This is a genomic window from Lactobacillus sp. C449L, assembly GCF_059900815.1.
Window position 1 is genome coordinate 655,304 of record NZ_JBWXGA010000001.1, and the last position, 18,702, is coordinate 674,005.

Annotated in this window: 15 protein-coding genes and 1 pseudogene; 4 read left to right on the forward strand and 12 right to left on the reverse strand. The window is 37.5% G+C overall.

Going from position 1 to position 18,702, the window contains the following annotated elements; all coding sequences use genetic code 11:
• Positions 1-8 precede the first annotated feature (8 nt).
• Positions 9-2,678: a calcium-translocating P-type ATPase, PMCA-type gene (locus AC2JF9_RS03095; RefSeq protein ID WP_500725346.1), complete on the reverse strand. Its 2,670-nt coding sequence runs from the start codon at positions 2,676-2,678 to the stop codon at positions 9-11.
• A gap of 306 nt (positions 2,679-2,984) precedes the next feature.
• On the opposite strand from AC2JF9_RS03095, the gene AC2JF9_RS03100 reads away from it, so the two are divergent.
• Positions 2,985-4,346: a PTS transporter subunit EIIC gene (locus AC2JF9_RS03100; protein WP_500725347.1), complete on the forward strand. Its 1,362-nt coding sequence runs from the start codon at positions 2,985-2,987 to the stop codon at positions 4,344-4,346.
• Positions 4,347-4,416: 70 nt separating this feature from the next.
• Here the strand turns inward: AC2JF9_RS03100 and AC2JF9_RS03105 are convergent, their stop codons facing one another.
• Positions 4,417-6,816 (reverse strand): phosphoketolase family protein, encoded by a 2,400-nt coding sequence (locus tag AC2JF9_RS03105; protein ID WP_500725348.1) that lies wholly within the window; start codon positions 6,814-6,816, stop codon positions 4,417-4,419.
• A 287-nt stretch (positions 6,817-7,103) separates the two neighbouring features.
• Between AC2JF9_RS03105 and AC2JF9_RS03110 the strand changes: the two genes are divergently transcribed.
• Positions 7,104-7,868: a DeoR/GlpR family DNA-binding transcription regulator gene (locus tag AC2JF9_RS03110; protein ID WP_500725349.1), complete on the forward strand. Its 765-nt coding sequence runs from the start codon at positions 7,104-7,106 to the stop codon at positions 7,866-7,868.
• Between the two features lie 4 nt (positions 7,869-7,872).
• Positions 7,873-8,251: pseudogene (locus AC2JF9_RS03115) on the forward strand (bacteriocin immunity protein).
• Between the two features lie 44 nt (positions 8,252-8,295).
• Here AC2JF9_RS03115 and AC2JF9_RS03120 read toward each other — a convergent pair.
• From AC2JF9_RS03120 to AC2JF9_RS03160, 9 genes are all read right to left on the reverse strand, one after another.
• Entirely contained in the window at positions 8,296-9,021 is a 726-nt protein-coding gene (locus AC2JF9_RS03120) for a GntR family transcriptional regulator (RefSeq protein WP_500725350.1), read from the reverse strand.
• 12 nt (positions 9,022-9,033) lie between these two features.
• A complete protein-coding gene (locus AC2JF9_RS03125) occupies positions 9,034-9,954 on the reverse strand; it encodes a nucleoside hydrolase (RefSeq protein WP_500725351.1) in 921 nt (306 codons plus the stop codon).
• 108 nt (positions 9,955-10,062) lie between these two features.
• A complete protein-coding gene (gene rpiA / locus AC2JF9_RS03130) occupies positions 10,063-10,755 on the reverse strand; it encodes a ribose-5-phosphate isomerase RpiA (RefSeq protein WP_500725352.1) in 693 nt (230 codons plus the stop codon).
• Positions 10,756-10,879: 124 nt separating this feature from the next.
• On the reverse strand, positions 10,880-11,350 hold the full coding sequence (locus AC2JF9_RS03135; RefSeq protein WP_500725353.1) for a Dps family protein: 471 nt from the start codon (positions 11,348-11,350) through the stop codon (positions 10,880-10,882).
• 122 nt (positions 11,351-11,472) lie between these two features.
• Positions 11,473-12,660 (reverse strand): MFS transporter, encoded by a 1,188-nt coding sequence (locus tag AC2JF9_RS03140; RefSeq protein ID WP_500725354.1) that lies wholly within the window; start codon positions 12,658-12,660, stop codon positions 11,473-11,475.
• A gap of 10 nt (positions 12,661-12,670) precedes the next feature.
• The gene (gene vprA, locus AC2JF9_RS03145) at positions 12,671-14,107 is read right to left on the reverse strand and encodes a vinyl phenol reductase (protein WP_500725355.1); all 1,437 of its coding nucleotides are present in this window, start codon (positions 14,105-14,107) and stop codon (positions 12,671-12,673) included.
• A 15-nt stretch (positions 14,108-14,122) separates the two neighbouring features.
• Positions 14,123-14,857: an SDR family NAD(P)-dependent oxidoreductase gene (locus AC2JF9_RS03150; protein WP_500725356.1), complete on the reverse strand. Its 735-nt coding sequence runs from the start codon at positions 14,855-14,857 to the stop codon at positions 14,123-14,125.
• Between the two features lie 12 nt (positions 14,858-14,869).
• Positions 14,870-16,345, reverse strand: coding sequence for an FAD-binding protein (locus tag AC2JF9_RS03155; protein ID WP_500725357.1), 1,476 nt, complete (start codon positions 16,343-16,345; stop codon positions 14,870-14,872).
• A 101-nt stretch (positions 16,346-16,446) separates the two neighbouring features.
• The gene (locus AC2JF9_RS03160) at positions 16,447-17,313 is read right to left on the reverse strand and encodes a LysR family transcriptional regulator (protein ID WP_500725358.1); all 867 of its coding nucleotides are present in this window, start codon (positions 17,311-17,313) and stop codon (positions 16,447-16,449) included.
• 180 nt (positions 17,314-17,493) lie between these two features.
• Here AC2JF9_RS03160 and udk point away from each other — a divergent pair, with 180 nt between their 5' ends.
• Positions 17,494-18,135, forward strand: coding sequence for a uridine kinase (gene udk / locus AC2JF9_RS03165; RefSeq protein ID WP_500725359.1), 642 nt, complete (start codon positions 17,494-17,496; stop codon positions 18,133-18,135).
• A 53-nt stretch (positions 18,136-18,188) separates the two neighbouring features.
• On the opposite strand, the gene AC2JF9_RS03170 is transcribed toward udk, so the two are convergent.
• The gene (locus AC2JF9_RS03170; protein WP_500725360.1) at positions 18,189-18,677 is read right to left on the reverse strand and encodes a cupin domain-containing protein; all 489 of its coding nucleotides are present in this window, start codon (positions 18,675-18,677) and stop codon (positions 18,189-18,191) included.
• Positions 18,678-18,702 lie beyond the last annotated feature (25 nt).

Sequence of the window (18,702 nt, forward strand, 5' to 3'; positions counted from 1 at the left end):
GCTATTTGTTACTTTTTGCCAGCTAAACGTTGGAATAGCTTAACAATTTCGACAATAATTATCATACATACTCCCGCACCTAAGACAATTAACCATTGTATACCGTTTAACTCAGTTACATCAAAGAATTTGGTCATAAATGGTAGTTCAACTGCTGCCATAACGACTGCTGAAATCAAAATTGCCCAGTTAAACCACTTATTAGAGAATGTGTGCGCTGAGAAAATTGATTGGTGAATATATTTCGAATTAAAGGCATGGAATAGTTGAATTAAACCAAGAGTTAAAAAGGCCATAGTTAATGCATCAGCATGCTGCAAGTCGGCGTTATTCATGTGCGGACCAAAGTTCAAACCAAGTTGGTACGTAGTCAACACTAAAATACCTTCTAAGATACCTTGGTAAATAATCGAACTGGAAACACCGCCACTAAAGAAGTTGGACTTTTTACCACGTGGTTCGCGTTTCATAATGCCTTTTTCAACTGGCTCAAGTCCAAGTGCAATTGCAGGTAGTGTATCCGTAACCAAGTTAATCCAGAGCAACTGAACCGGAGCTAAAATATCCCAGCCTAGCATTGTCATCATGAAAACTGTTAGGACTTCACCGACATTACAGCTCATTAAGTAAAGAATTGCCTTTTGAATATTGCTGAAAACTTTACGTCCTTGTTTAACAGCTTCAACGATAGTCGCAAAATTATCATCAGCTAAAATCATGTCACTAGCGCCTTTAGAAACCTCGGTACCAGTAATTCCCATGCCAATTCCAATATCAGCTTGTTTCAAGCTCGGAGCATCATTAACTCCATCTCCAGTCATAGCAACAATTTTTCCTCTATGTTGCCAAGCCTTAACAATTCGCACCTTGTGTTCTGGAGAAACTCGAGCATATACACTAAAGTCAGGAACATGTTCTTGCAGATACTCGTCACTAAACTCATCAAGTTGAGCCCCAGTTACAACACGTTCATCTTGACCAGGCTTTAAAATTCCTAGTCGCTCCGCAATCGCTTGGGCAGTAACTTGGAAGTCGCCAGTAATCATCACCGTTTTGATACCAGCCTCATGAGCTTCAACTATTGCCTTCTTAGCTTCCGGCCGTTCAGGGTCAATCATTCCTACTAATCCAGCAAAAATCAAATCTTGTTCAACATTATCGGTTGCTGGGTCATCATATAACCCGTCGACCATTTTATAGGCAAGACCTAGAACACGTAGTGCTTTTCTAGCCATATTTTGATTGGCCGTTAAAATCTCTTCTTTTTGTTTTTCAGAAATTGGTTCAATTTTGCCATCAATTTCAATTTTAGTTACTCGCTTAAGTAATTGGTCCGGAGCACCCTTGACCGCAACAAAGTAATTGTCGTTATCGCGACTAATAGTGCTCATCAACTTACGACCCGAATCAAACGGTACTTCTTGAACTCGTTCATGATTAGCAATTAACAGATGCACATCAATTTTTTGATCAAGAGCATATTGGATTAGGGCAGTTTCAGTTGGATCGCCTAGCAGTTTATTATTATCATCAATCTTGGAGTCGTTTGCAAGCACCATTGACATTAGTACATGACTATCAGCATCAATTTCGTTAATGGCTTTGTGTGGCTGGTTGTCATAATATACCTGTTCAACTGTCATTTTATTCTGTGTTAAGGTACCAGTTTTATCAGAACAAATAATGTCTGTTGCTCCTAGGGTTTCTACCGCTGGTAATTTACGGACAATTGACTTATGTCTTGCCATTACTTGCGTTCCTAGCGCTAGAATAATCGTAACAATTGCTGGTAATCCTTCCGGAATGGCAGCAACCGCTAAGGAAACTGCTACTAAAAACATGTCGATTGCCAACTTATCAGTTGGTTCAGTTCCTCTCTTAGTAAAGAAGCCTACCACAAAGACAACTGCACAGATTGCCAAAATCATAATGGTTAAAGTTTTACCTAGTTGATTAAGGTTACGTTTCAAAGGAGTATCGGTTTCGTCAGTTTCGTTAAGCATGGTAGCAATTTTACCAACTTCGGTGTTCATCCCAATTTGCGTTACGATACCTTCACCACGACCATAGGTAACATTCGTATTGGCAAAAGCCATGTTTACTTGATCAGCAAGCGCAACTTTATCTTCATTGATTTGATCATTTTCTTTATCGACAGGAACTGACTCACCAGTTAAAGCAGATTCTTCGACTTTTAAGCTCTTGGTAACAGTTAGCCGTAAGTCCGCCGGAACAACATCTCCCGCCTCGAGCAAAACAATATCGCCTTGTACAATTTCTGTACTTGGAATTTCAATTACTTGACCGCTGCGGCGCACATGAGCATTAGGAGTCGCCATTTTCTTTAGCGCATTAATTGCTTCTTCAGAGCGCGCTTCTTGAATAACTCCCAAAACTGCATTAAGAAGTACCACAATCATAATAATTGCAGCATCAGTCCATTCTTGAGCAACAAAACCCGATAGAAGAGCGGCAATGATTAAGACAATAATCATAAAATCCTTAAACTGAGCGATGAATCTTTGCAACATGCTCGTCTTCTTTTTGGTAGCTAAACTATTGGGACCATATTTTTCCTGAAGTTGGCTAACTTGCTCTGTAGTTAATCCTTGACTACAAGATGTTGAAAGTTCTTTTTCAACTTCCTTAACTGATTGATTGTAAAAGCTCTGGGGCATTTTGACCTCCTAAAACAAAAAAGACTTATGCGTTTAACACACACAAGTCTCACTAATTAAGATAAGTCCAGAAGTATATCTTCGGTTGTTGGGCTTATCGCAAGTAATTGCTGTTACTCCCTTATGATGGTATTTATTATAAATAAAATTTTTAATTTTAACAAGCCCAACTAATGTATTTATTTAAATATAGCACATTGACATAATAGTATATCTAAGATTATAATATTGCTATTTTAAAATTATATGAGATATTTAGCGGATTAATTAAATATAAACTCATAATACATTAACTAAGGAGAGCGTATGAGTAATCTAAAACAAGATTCCAAAGCAATTTTAAAATATGTTGGCGGCCCAGAAAACGTAACTAGTTTGGTTCATTGCGTAACTCGCTTGAGATTTGAGCTAAAAGACAATAGCAAAGTTCAAAAGGATAAATTAAATTCGCTTGGCTGTGTTATCAGCGTAGTTAGTAGCGGCGGACAGGAACAAGTTGTAATTGGCACTAATGTTGCAGACTATTACAATGTGATTCAAAAAGAACTAAGTAGTTCTAAAATTGCAAAGTCAAGTCAAACTGAAACTAAGCGCAAATCAAAAATTTCCTTAACAAAAATCATCTCCGGTGCTTTTATGCCCCTATTGTCGGTGATGGCCGGTGCAGGTATGGTAAAAGCGATTTTGACCGTTTTAACTAATATTCACTGGCTTTCAGCCACCAGCACAACATATTTTGTCTTATCAGCTGCTGGAAATTCAATTTTTTATTTCCTACCGGTTTTTGTAGGAATAACTTTAGCAAAAGAGTTTAAGGCCGACCCATTTGTTGGGGGTGCACTGGGAGCAGCATTACTTGAACCTAATTTTACTCAATTAATTGGCAAACACGGGCTTAACCTTTTGGGAATGTCGCTTGATCCGATTGACTATTCGACCACTGTTTTTCCAATTTTCATTATTATTGGAGCCTATGTCCTATTGAACCGATTGTTAAAACGAATTATTCCTCAACAATTACAAATTTTTTTAAATTCGATGATTTGTTTAATTATTCTTGTACCCGCTACCGTTTTAATTTTTGGACCATTCGGAAATACAGTCGGAAACTGGATTTCAACAATCATCATGTGGCTGTTTAGCAAGAGTAGATTGATTGCAGGTTTAATATTAGGAGCAGCATATTCATTTTTAACCGTTTTAGGATTACACTGGGGATTTGTTCCAATCACACTACAAAATTTAAAAATGTATGGTGGTGATGTAATTGGCGGTGTCGGTGTTTGTGCAGTCTGGGCACAAATTGGTGTCGCATTAGGAACTTTTTTATACAGTTTATTTAAAAATAAAGATACTAAACTACGAGGTTTATCTGGTTCAATTACGGTTACTGGAATTTTCGCCGGCGTAACCGAACCAATTTTATATGGCTTAATTATGCCTTCAAAGCGATTGATTATCATCACAGCAATTGCTGGAGGAATTGGCGGTGCAATTAACGCATCTTTACACGTAATGGTAACTTCCTTTTTAATTGATAATATTTTTTCAATTTTAATGATGATGTATAAGCCTATTGGATTCATGGTATTAGGCTCAGGGATTTCATTAATTTCAGCAACACTACTAACTTATTTCTTTGGATTTAAATCGGATAAACAAGATTAAATTATTTAAGTGGATCATAAAAAAGCCAACTTTAAAAGTCGGCTTTTTTGTTTTCGGTGATAAATTAGTTTTACTTTAAGCTTGTCCATTTCCAATTTGTAACTTCAGGCATATCCTTACCATTGTCACGAATATACTGGTGATGTTTAGAAAGAAGTCGATCCATTTCGTTAACAAACTTCGCACTCTTCTCAGCATATCTAGATACACTTAAAATAGCATCTTTTGCCAAGTGGAAACGATCAAGTTCATTTACAACCCGCATATCAAATGGAGTAGTAATATCGCCTTCTTCTTCATAGCAATGAATGTGAACGTTGCTGCGTCCACGATCAAACCAAATTGACTGCATCATTGCTTTGTATCCGTGCCAAGCAAAAATTACGGGCACATCACTTGGAAAGAGACGGTTAAATTCCTCATCAGAAATTGCCTCGGGATTATCTTTGGTGTTTACCAACTTCATCACGTCAACAACATTAATGTAACGAATTTTCAAATCAGGGAAATTTTGATGTAAAAGATCAATCGCTGCCAAAGATTCCATAGTTGGTTCAGTTTCGGTTGACGCAAAAACCACATCTGGTTTCTCACATCCGTCTGTTGAAGCCCAGTCGATATAAGATAAACCGTGATTTGCAAGTCGAGCGGCTTCTTCAACCGAAAACCACTGTGGACGTTCCTGTTTTGAAGTTACTAAAATGTTAATACACTCACGATCATTAAAGGCTTTTTCGGAAACTGCTAGTAGCGAGTTAGTATCAGCGGGCAAATATTCGTGAACAAGATCTGGGCGGTTTTTCTCGTACATATGGGTTAAAATACCTGGATCTTGATGAGTATATCCGTTATGGTCTTGTTGAAAAACTGTTGAAGTAGCAACAAAGTTAAGTGAAGGATAGTCCTTGCGCCAATATTGCTCTTTAGCTTTTCTTAACCATTTCATGTGCTGAGTCAGCATTGAATCGACGACACGTCCAAATGATTCATAGGTTGCAAAGAAACCGTGACGACCAGATAAAACATATCCTTCAAGCCACCCTTCAGCTTGGTGTTCCGACAACTGGGAATCAATTAGTCGACCACTTGGAGCTAGATTTTCATCATTTGGAGTGTGAACTGAGCCTTCCCATTGACGCTTTTGTTCATCAATAAACTTGAATAAACGGTTAGATTTACTTTCATCCGGACCAAAACCGCGGAATGTTTCTGGATTGAGTTCAGCAATTTCATTCAGATATTTAGCCCATTCCGTCATATCTTCAGCTTCTACCGAACCTGGTTGGTCAAATTTTATCGCATATTTACGGTAATCAGGCATGTTCAAGCGCTTAGCATTTTTACCTCCATTAGTGATAGGATTCGTAGCCATTCTGCTGTCACCTTCAACATTATCTTTTACAACAATGTCAGTTGGAACACCATTTTCATCAAATAGTTCTTCCGGCTTATAACTCTTCAGCCAGTCAATCAACATTTCTTTGTGTTCCATAGAATCTTGTGTAACCGGAATTGGAATTTGGTGAGCTCTAAATGAGTTTTCAACCGGGTTACCATCAACATCAAATTTTGGACCTGTCCAGCCTTTTGGCACGCGGAAAATAATCATTGGCCAATGCGGTAAAGTCTCATCATTATTTTCACGAGCGTTCTTTTGAATAGCTTGAATTTTTTCAATGACTGTATCCATCAATTGAGCCATTTCTTCGTGAACTTGCATGTGATCCTTGTAACCATCAAATTCACCGCCATTGTATGCCGAGATAATGTATGGATCCCATCCCATTCCTTCAAAATACTTGGTTAACTCTTCATCAGACATTCTTGAAACAATGGTTGGATTAGATATTTTAAAACCATTGATCTGCAAAATTGGTAAGACCGCACCATCTTTGATTGGATTAATGAACTTATCACTAAACCAGCTTGCCGCCAATGGTCCAGTTTCAGCTTCTCCATCACCGACTTCAACGGCAGCAATCACATTGGGATTATCTAAAATTGCACCAGCACCATGAGAAATTGAATAACCTAATTCCCCACCTTCATGTATAGATCCTGGTGTTTCAGGCGCAGCATGAGAAGCTGAACCACCGGGAAAACTGAAGCGCTTGAATAATTTTGCCATCCCCTGCTCGTCTTGTTGGATATCTGGATAAAGCTCACTATATGAACCATCTAGGTATGAATTTGAGACCATTACCTGACCACCATGACCAGAGCCTTCAATATAAAACATATCCAAATTATACTTTTTAATGACACGGTTTAGGTGCGCATAAATAAAGTTTTGAGGTGAAATTGTACCCCAGTGTCCAATTGGCTTTGGCTTCACTTCACTTGCCACAAGGTCGTGTTTTAACAAAGGATTGCCCATTAAGAAGAGCTGTCCAACAGATAAATAATTGGCTGCACGCCAGTGGGCGTCAACACTTTTAAGAAACTCTTTTGAATCATAATCAACTGTCATTTTAATTCTCCTGATAATTATTTATTTTCTAAATTCACTTTATACGAGTATTATACCAATTTATCTATTAAGTTCAACCATTTTATAAATTGGTTCGTTCCAATTTTTTTATTTAAGCATTTACTTAAGATAGAGAAACAAAAAATGCGTTTGCTTTGACGTTTTCGGTTTACAGATCAGCAAACATATGGTCAAATACAGACAAACACTTAAGTTGTTATCAAAATATTGGATAATTTACTTAAACTTACTGAAAAGAGTGCTAAATTATTTTTAGGAGAAGTAAAATGACTCAAGAAGAACGAATCCGCGAAATAAAAGAGCTATTAAATAAACGTCACCATTTAGTTACTCGAGATATAGCCGAACACTTTAATATTTCCTTTGATACTGCTCGTCGAGATGTATTGCGAATAACTTCAACTGGTCAAGCTATTCGTGTTCACGGTGGTTTATTGGCAAATAATCAAGATGGTGTACCTAATTTTTTAATGAGAAGCCAAATTGATTCCCCAGTCAAAACTAAAATGGCGCAAATGGCATTACGCTTTGTCCATCCTAATCAGTGTGATTTTATCGGTCCATCTACTACACTTAAAAAACTGTGTGAGCTCATTAACGGGATTAATTTGCAAATTGTAACTAATTCAATTGATAACTCATTAGAGTTAATGCAATCAAGGCAGCCAAGCGTACGTTTACTGGGTGGGAAGATTGATAAAGAGCATCGATTCAGCTATTCGGTGACCTCATTAAAAACACTCGAACGTTTGAGTTTTAATACTGCCTTTATTGGGGCATCAAGTGTCAAGAGTGATGGCATTTATTCAAATAGGATGAGCGATTCTGAACTTATTAGAACTGCTGCGACACGAGCAAAGCAGGTAGTTGTTGTGGCCGAGCAATATAAGTTCAACAGTCAGATTACTTCTCCATTTATGTCGATTCCCTTAAGCAAAGTAGATGTTTTAATAACAGATAGCTCCTTGTCTCAAGAGATTAAACAAAAATTTTCACCGCATACCCAGATTATTTCGGTGCTAAGGAAGTGAGGTTATGATAAATTTTTTGTTCTTTTTTCTTAAGAAAAAAGAACAACTAACTAAAAAAGTACCGCAAGAATTAGATCAATTCTATGATAGTTTTTTAGTGATATCTATAATGAATTGAATATTGTAAAATATCGGCCAATTCGTGATGCAATTAGTTTAGTAATGCGCAAATTTGAAAGCGACGATCATCCCCTATCCTATATAGGAAAATTAGTGATGTATATTCAAGCAAGCGTTGTTTTTCAGCAACTGCATTAACCGCTAATCAACAGAAACTGTTACAAAGCTTGTCCTACCAAATAAAGCATATTAATTTAAATTATGTATATTCGGAAGAATCACAGATTTCTGTCAATTTACAAATATTTAGTTTTTTCCTTTAGACAAAATGTATCCAAGATAAAAGACGAGCTGTTGCTCGTCTTTTTTATTTATTTAAGTTAACGAAAGTATTAAACTTCATGTACTGATAGTGTATTCTCATCGTTGAAACTTCAAACGGCGTTCCATCGTCAAGGAAAAATATCCCTTCAATGACTCCAACTGGCTCCGTTCTTTTCAGGCTGAGACGATTCTGATCTTCCTCACTGGAAGATTCAACCGTGATGTTGAGAAAGGCCTTGGTGACAACTTTATTCTGCGTATCTTCTAGATAATTAAACAGTGATTTCTGCAGGTGATCGGGCTTTAACTCCGGAACAATTTTAATAGGTAAATAGCCGGTTTCAATTAAAAACGGCTGTTCATCAAGTAAACGCAAACGTTTAAATTCATAAACAAAATCATCTTCATTCAAAAACAAGTCCTGCTTAATTGCTTCAGGAGCCTTTATTACACTAAAATCTAATAGTTTAATTCCTTGCTTTTTACCGGGAACTTTCAAGCTATCAGTTAACCCCAAGTTAGAACCTTCATACCGAAATAAAGACTGATTTTTTAAATAAAGTGGATTAATAAAAGTGCCACTTCCTCGTTTCTTAAATACGATTCCTTGCTGAGATAATAGCTCCATCGCCCGTTTCATTGAAGAACGACTAACTTGGTAATGCTCGGCAAGACTTCGTTCATCGGGAAGACGCATTCCTTTATATTTATTATTTAAAATATTTTGTTTTATATCGCGCATTACTGTTCGATAAACGAAATCTGTCATTTTTTACCTCAATTATCTTGTTTGCTTAATTTGGTCAATAAACCACTTAACAAAAGTAGCTTGATTAACTTCTACACCGACTTTTGCATTAGCGGAGTGTTCAAAGAAATTATCAAAATCAATCAAAGAAGCACCATAAGCATAAGGACTCTTAGTATCTACAACAACATACGCATCTTTGAACGTATACATTTCGGGATTAAGTAGCATCCCCGCAGCCAGTGCATCGTAGATCTCACGTCCATTAGTATCAGTTTTATCATGTAGGTGAGTTAAAATGTGATATAGCATATCTCCAATCTTGCCCATATGCTTAACTTCTTCAAGCGTCTGCGGAGTTACGAATGCTTGATGACCTAATTCCAGCGGTGCTAGCATAATTTTTACGCTACTTGAAAAAACAATCTGAGCGGCTTCCGGGTCACCAGCAACGTTGTATTCACTGTACGGTCCCCAGTTTCCTCTACCAATCGCTCCACCCATAATTACCAACTTTTCAATTTTTGATAGGTCTTGCGGATATTGTCTAAAATACAAAGCAAAATCAGTAGCTGGACCAATTTGCATCAATGTAACCTTTTCAGCACTATTGGCAACTACATCATGAATTGCCTCAACTGCAATTCCTGGTTTAAGCAACGACATGTCCGGATCGGGAAACTCAAAACCGTCCATTCCGCTTTTACCATGAACATCCGAGGCATCAATTGACTGACGCATTAATGGGCAACTAGCTCCAGAAACCACTGGTACTCTAGTTCCTAAAAAAGTTTCCAATTTCAAAGTATTGACCAGAGTTTTATCTAGAGGGACATTACCCCAAGTTGGAACAATTAGCTTTACGTCAAGTTCAGGCGCAAACAAAGCAATAGTCAGCGCAACAACATCATCTATGCCCGGATCAGTGCTGATGATCAAAGGTTTTTTATTCATTGAAATTCCTCTTTTTTTAAAAATATAAGACCATCATACCAAAGATAATATATTGATGCTCTCAATTACGAAAATGCTGATAAGTATTCACCAAATTCACGGTTAACTTTAACGTTTACGGTCTTCGATTATCCCGTTTGAATGAGCAATAATGACTTCATCACACATATCTAGAAACAGTCCATTTTCGACTACTCCAACAACTTTATCTAAATAGTCTTCTAAGCCATAAGGTACAGGAATAGGATCAATGTCTAGGTCAATAATGTAGTTGCCATAGTGCGTAACGAATCGTTTACCATTATCAATACGCCACTTGGGATTTAATCCATCTTCATGAAACAAGCGAAAGTTCTGTTCACAGGAAATGGGAAGAACTTCTACTGGTAGCGGAAAACCGCCTAAACGATCAACCAATTTGGATTCGTCAACAATCCAAACTACTTTTTCAGAATTTACAGCGACATTTTTTTCCATGGTCAAAGCACCACCGCCACCTTTAATGCCATCAAAATTGGTAGCAAATCTGTCCGCTCCATCGATTGTAAGATCTAGTTGATCCACTTCAGCTAGCTCATTAACTTTGAAATCCCAACTCTCGAGCTGTTTCTTACTGCGACTTGAAGTTGTTACAACTGCAGCTAATTCGAGTCCCTCTTCTTTTTTTCGTTTGCCTAGTGCATCAATTAAAAAAGCTACTGTCGACCCCGTACCAATGCCAAGCTTCATTCCGGATGTTACCAAACTGGCTGCTTTCTCAGCGGCCTGCTGTTTTAATTTGTCTTGTTCTTTTTTATCCATTTTTTTACTTTCTTCATATAATAATTATCTATATTCTGCAAATCAACTACATTATAGCAAAGATCAACTTAAATGAAGACAGCAAAAAAAGACAGTTTTAAAACTGCCTTTTCATTCAAAATTATTATTCGGGATCAATTTCAGGTGCTTTATTAATTTCACCAGACATCATCCAAATTCGTTTCTCAACATCAGCTAAGAATCCAGTTAGCATATCATTAGTGGCGTAGTCGCCTTCTTCATCGCTTACCTTGATGCCTTCCCTATATAAGTCGTCAAGATAATGGTAGCCATCAATAATCTTCGCGTAACGTTCATCAATTGTTTCATTCCAGTTGCCCTTCTCATCTTTAATATGAGTTTTTTCAGCAATTTCACTCAAAGTTGAAACTGGGGAACCATCCAGAGTAATCAAGCGCTCAGAGACTTGATCAAGTTGATCAGCAAGTTCATCCATCACTTTATCTAAATATGGGTGCAACTTCAAAAAACGGTTACCACGCATGTACCAATGGTGTTGATGCACTACCATGTGCATTTGCGTTAAATCAGCAACTAGTTGATTCAAGATTTCTTTAGTCTTTGGATATTTCATATAAAAATGCCTCCCAAATAAAAACTATTGTTACATCTTAATTATATCCAGTAGTGCAATTAATTACTAAAATAATGTTTGATTGCTTTTTTAAAAACCGATAGCTGAACCTTCAGACGCCACTAATTATTTCTTACTATGTTTTTTTGAAATCTCGTCATTAAGCAAATTATTCCAATAAATAAGGCCAAAATTCCACTAGCAGAAAATACATTTAAGCCAAGTATTTTAACTAAATTTGTTAACGGATTGATGATCAAGGGGCTAATTACGCCACCAACCGAATATATTGCGACGTATACGCCCAGTGCCATAGAAACGCTATTGTCATCAACTGAAATTGAAATCAAATAAGGGAATTGTCCCATTGCAATACTCATCGCTGCTCCTACTAAAAAACTGCCAATAAAAACAATTAAGAGGGAATGAAACAGCCCAATTAACAAATACGCTACGCCATACATTAAGAATGAAAGTGCAATTGAGGAGTATTTGAATTTCTTGCCAATAATGCCAACAACTAATCCACAAAGCATGCCACCAATTAGCGAAATTGTCGAAGTAAGAGCCGCTTGCGAAGTCGCACCCAGATTTTCCTGGACCACGAATAATGCGATATTATTATTCAAGACATTGTTTAACAGCATGGTCAAAAACGCCCAACCAGCACAGTAAAAAATATATTTACTTAAAGTTATTTTTGCACTAGAAGCATCTTTTCTTTCCTGATCCAAAATTTTTGGCTTAAACGGTAATAACGCTATCACAACGACAAGAATCAAGAGTGAAAAAAGATATATCCAATAATTGTTGACCCAACTACTCTTTGCCGCAAACTGTCCGCCACCCATAATAAATACGACTCCGCCGATATTAATAAAAGTGGTTGATAACCCCATCGTTGATTCTCGTTCTTTTTTCGGTAAAATTTGGGAAATCAAAACTTGGGTCAAATTAGTACACGCCCCTTGGCCTAAACCGACCATGCAGGAGCAAAATACTAAAAAGATAAAATTATTATGAAACAATAACGGTAACAACCCACCGACTGCAACCAGAATAATTGATGAAACCGTCAGACTTTTCAAGTTAACCTTGCTTGCAGTTAGCTTGCCAATTAGAATTCCGGCAACCATCATAAATAGGTTAGGTAAAGACGTCAACATCTGCACGCCTGTATTACTCAAAGCAAATACCTTTGCTAGCGCGGCATACGACGGTGTGATTGCTAAAGAAGCCATGCCCATCAAGCTAACAGCTAGAACCCCAATCCTAGTTTTGGTTACATATGTCTTTTCCTGATTATCCATCAATCAGGCCTCACTTTACGATACTTTCTACCGCGTTCCGGCCAGAAAATACTGCATAACCAGCAGTACTTCCCGGTAAAGTTACCGCGTAGGTATCACCAACCAGCATTCCAGCAGAATCATTGCCAGCCGCATACAGACCAGAAACAGGGTACCCATACTTATTCAAGACCTGATTATCATTGTCAACACGAATTCCACCAATAGCACAAGCCATGCCAACACCTAGTTCAACAGCATAAAATGGGCCTTGTTCAACTGGGGTAAGATACTTTTGATTCTTGCCAAAATCAGTATCTTCTCCCCGAGCCGTTAGCTTGTTATAGTGACTGATTGTAGCTTGCAAGTTTGGCAGATTAAGCTTTTGAGCTAACTCCTCAACAGTATCTCCTTTGGTGAGGTACTTTTCATTATTAGCTAAATCACGATTGATTTCCTCAACCAAACAATCAAATTTATCTGGCGAAACTGGCGAATTACCAACTTCCTTATATAAGCCCACATTAGTTAAATAATCCACAGCCTTCTGACTTAAAATTGAAAAAGTTCGTGACTGAGTTAGGATTGCACTTCCTGCGTGACACATATTGTCATTGACATCTTCATTAATAAAACGTTCACCACGTTCATTAACCCATAAAATGGCTTCCTGAGTTGCCGCAGCCGCAAGCTGTGCAGGCATATGAACATATGCTGGCCGTGTTTTATCCAAAATTGCTCCGCCACCATATTGGATTGCTCCCATTTGGTAATGCTCAGCGCCAGCTTGCCAGGCCATCTGCATGCCGTCACCAGTTGACTTGCCATCGCTAACTGATAACAAACGAGCAGTAAACGGTGACCTTTTCTTAACTAAATCTGGATTATCGACATAACCACCAGTTGCCAGAATGACATTGTGCGTTAGAACTTCTCTTTCCTGTCCAGTAGCCTCACTTTGCACAAGTAGACCGTTAACATGACCATTTTCCTGCAAAATCTTCTGCGCACTGACACTGGTTACAATTTCAATCTCATACTGCTTAGCCGTTTGTTTTAGCTGCTCAATTACTGCGTGACCACCGCCTGAAAAAGTATGAATTGTTGGCCAGCTTTTGCCCTGGGGACCGACTTTGCTGAATTCAACCCCAAGTGAATGGAGCCAGTCAATTGTTCTACCACTGGCCGAAATATACTTTTTCAAATGAAGAGCATTGGCTTCATAGTGTGAATAGTTAAGCTCATCCTGTAAAAGCTTAGTAGAATTAACTTTGATATCTTCCTTTTTTTGCAAATAACTATCAACACCCATGGCTCCTTCAACGTAATTGCCGTCGCCGCCGAGTGTTCTGCCTTTTTCAATTACCAAAGTATGAAGATTGTATTCACCTGCGCTGACAGCAGCAGAAAGTCCTGCTAAACCCCCACCCACAATTACTAAATCGTATTTATTTTCTTTAGGAAACATTTTGTAGCCTCCTCCTTACTTCAAGCCAACGGAAACGCCACCATCACTTAAAATGGTCTGTCCAGTCATAAATGTGGCTTCACTAGCTACAAAAACGAAAACTTTAGCAACTTCTGCGGCAGTTTCAGCACGTTTCATCGGAACCGTTGGCAAGACCTTTTCCAAAAAGCCGCCTTCATTTAATGCAGTTTTGGTTAGACCAGGAGCAACACTATTAACGCGTATATTTTTATCAGCATAATCAACGGCTGCAGCTTGGGTCATACCAATGATGCCATTTTTAGCTGCATTATAAGCACCCATGCCACCGGGATTGTAAATGCTACCCAAAGCGGTGGTATTAACTATTGAGCCGTATCCTTGTTTTAAAAACAAGTTAATTTCTTCGCGCATGCACAGAAAAGTCCCACGAAGATCTAAATTGACTGTTTTATCAAAGTCATCGTCAGTAAGCTCGGCGAATGGTTTCAGTATACCACCACCTGCATTATTCATAACGTAATCAATTTTGCCATACTCTGAAACTATTTGGTTCAAGCTACTTTTGATACTTTCTTTATCCATTACGTTTAAAACAAGACCTGATATTTTACTTTGATATTTATCATTCAACTTGGAAGCGACTTGAATAACTTCTGGATTATAATCTGTTAATACCACGTCACTACCCTGTTTAGCAAATTCATCACTAATTGCAAAACCAATTCCTTGGGCAGCCCCAGTAACAACAGCAACTTTTCCTTCTAACATTTTTATATCCTCCTAATTCAAGCTTTTAATAGCTTCTTGCGCAGCAATCCAACCTGAAACAAAGGCAAAGCCGTTGGCAATACCTTCATAACTTGGATAGCCATCTGAGTAAAGTCCATTAACATTATTGCCAACAATATATAAATCACTGATTGGTGACCCATCTTCCCTAACTGGCTGGCAATTGCGATCAACATTAACGCCATCCAAAGTGCCTAAAATAGCACAATGCTCAATAATCGCATAAAAAGGACCATCGTGTACTCCAAACAGCAATTCATCGGACGACTTTAAAAATGTTTCATCATTATGCTGATCAACTGCATTATTATACTTAGCTACGCTTTGTTTGAGTGAATCAACCGGTAAATGCAGTTTTTGCGCCAATTCTTCAAGGCTGCTTGCTTTAACCACCTCACCAGATTCGACAGCGGCATCAAAATCTTTTTGAATATTTGGTAATGGCCCAACCGTAGCTTTTGGTGTTTCACCCACATCACAAAATTGCCGTTCGAAAGTATCTTCGAGGTTTACTTCAGTTGACTTAAAAGTATCTAAAGTAGCTTGGTCTAGCAAAACATAGTATTTGCCATGAACGTTATGTGCCGCATTTCCCCACATTGCAAAGTCATAAACAATGTCTTCGTTAACAAAGCGATTGGCAGTCTGGTCTAGCCACAAAAGTGGCAAATTTGTTAAAGCTTCAACTGAACTGTCACGTTTCATCGGATTAATGTTCATGCTAGGGGCACAACCATGAGCAAATAACACTGGAGAGTGACGAATATCAGCACCAAGTTTATGAGAAAGCTCAATGCCTGTGCCAACAGACTTGCGTTCCCCTAAATTTAAAAACTCAGATTCATCAGAGTATTTTTCCTTGAGCATACACTCATTACCACAGTATCCACCATCTGCAAAAATTACTTTTTGAGCTTGAATTTTAAACTTTTGCTTCTCAGCATTTTCAGCAATTACTGCTTTTAAACCATTGTTGTATTCAATGTCGACTGCGGCAGCTTCAAGAAAAACTTTATTCCCAGCGGCTTCAAACTTTTCAGAAAGTTTGTCCCAATTAGTCATTTTCTCTTTAAAACTATTAAATTTATGATAAACGAGAGGATCATCTATGTGGGCTTTTTGCTCGCTCTGTTCCACTGTTACTGGTAAACCCATCTCATCTAATCTTTTAATATTTTCACCAGACATTTTCAAAAAGCGGCTCAATAATTCACCATTTACGAAGTAATGATTATAATCCGTCAAGCCGTTAAAGGCTTCTTGGTAGCCGTAGTCAACTTCTTTTTTATTTTGCTCCTCCGAGTTGATAGCGAAAACCCCGTGGGCACCAAACTTTCCTGCACCCCCAACTTTATTGCCTTTTTCTAATAAAACAAACGGAATTTTCTTTTGATATAGTTCAAAGCATGCAGAAATTCCTGATGAACCAGAACCTACAACAACAACTTTAGTAGAAAAAAAATCCAATGTAATCTCATCCTTTCATCGGTTTTGTGATTTTATTTACAATTGGATTTTAAAGCATTTTTTAAGTAAGCGCTAACATATTTAAGTTATTGTCAATAAGCTTAAGTTGTTGCCACTTTTACCAACTTCTTTAACTCACTTGACGCACTCAAATTAAATGCAACTACAGTAGTAAAAGCATTTGCTAAATGTTTGGGCGAAACACGGTATGTATTTTTGCAAAAGGGTGGTACTACAAATGATTTTGGCACCATTGTTATACCTCCTTTAAAGTTAACATTTAAACATGCCGCAGCAAAACTATTTACTTCAGCAATTTGACTGTATTTCCATCCTTCTTTGCAATAAGTATTAATAATTGAGGTTTGAACATCCGTTATTCCTGTTGATTTCCAGTTTTGAGTATAAAAAACACTGCTTTGAGCCAATTCTTTTATATTATTCTGATATTTATCAACTTCCATCTGATTAAATAGTAGGTCAAAACTGACTTTTTTAAGTGGCAAATACTCAATCTTGTTGTTATTTGTAAACGCAAGCTGAAAACCTATAAGCAAATCATAATTTTCATTAATTAATCTGCTAATTCCTGAATCAAAATTTTCTTCATCAAAACTTGTCCAACATTCCTTAGGAAGCTTGGATGCAAACATCGCAGCCTCATTTTCAAGTCCCTGAAGAAAATGTATCCTTATAAGCTGATCTACATGCGGATCTGGGTGACGCCATATTTCAGTATATAAATTGACAACTTCTACAGCTCGACGATAAAATTCTTTGCCAGTCGGCGTCAACGAAAACTTCCCAGCTGAGCGGTTTAATAGCTTTTGCCCTAATTCATTTTCTAACTTCTTAATTGCCGAGCTAACCGCAGTTTCAGATACATAGTTTCTTTTAGCAGCAGATATAAAACCACGAGTTTGGACAACATCGATAAAGTATTTAACTGGCATTAGATTATAATTCATTTTTTTCACCAATTTTTCTAGACAATCAAATTATTATTTTCACATATTATGTTATCGAAATATTCTCATGAATTAAATAGTATGATTAACAATTCTACGACAAACATCAATTTTACCCTCAATGTTGGTAATTCAAGGGAATTTACAGTAAAATGTTACTTGATAAAAAGGAGTGTCTTCATGTCTAAACTAGAAAAGCCTATTGTGATAGGCATTACCGGTGGTTCAGGTAGTGGTAAAACAACCATTGCTCGTAAAATCGTTGATCAGATGCGTGAAAATGAACACGTCTTAATTATGACGCAAGATTCTTATTACAAGGATAATACTGGTATTCCTATGGACATCCGAGAAAACATCAATTATGATCATCCGGATGCATTTGATGTTCCTTTGCTGGAAGAGCAAATTGGTAAATTGCTTAAATATGAGTCAATTGAAATGCCTGTTTACGATTTTAAGGAACACACTAGAAGTCAAAAAACGATTCACATTGAGCCAGCAGATATTATTATTCTTGAAGGAATTTTAGTACTTGCAAGCCAAGAAATTCGCGATTTAATGGATATTAAAGTGTATGTTGACACGGACGACGATATTCGCTTTATTAGACGACTTGAACGTGATATTAAAGAGCGTGGTAGATCAATTGATTCAGTTATTGAACAATATCTTGATACAGTTAAACCAATGTATCATCAATTTATCGAGCCAACTAAACGCTATGCCGACATTATTGTGCCTGAAGGTGGTGAAAATGATGTGGCAATTGACATGTTGACCACAAAAGTTCACTCGGTTTTAAGTCAAAATACTAGATAGCAAAAAAGGAACCAAATCTACTTTTCAGATTTGGTTCCTTTTTCTTTTTAGTGTTAGTCAATTGCTAACCGACTAATCACTTCCGCGTAGTCAGGATATTGCTTTAACAATTGAATTTTGTTCATCATTTCAAAGTCATGATAATCAAAGCCGGGAGAAACAACACAGCTAACTAAACAAAAACTATCCGACTTAGTCACTTCGGAAGCAAAAATTGTGTTCTTTGGCACCTTGAATTGCATCACTTCGCCTTTAGTAACATCTTTCCCTAGCTTAACAGCCGAGTATTTTCCTTCAGGTGAAATACAGTGGATAGTAATTGGCTCGCCATCATGGTAATACCACAATTCATCATGGTTTAGACGATGGAAATGTGAACAACTAGTATCGTCTAATAAAAAGTAGATTGAGGTGTAATAATAGCGTTGACCTTGACTATCTTCAGCATAAAACTGTTCGTCACTTGTATAAATTTGCCGAAACCAGCCACCCTCTTGATGAGGTTCAAGGTGCAGTTTTTCAATATAATCTTCACGTTTCATTTTAGAATTTTCTCCTACTATTGAG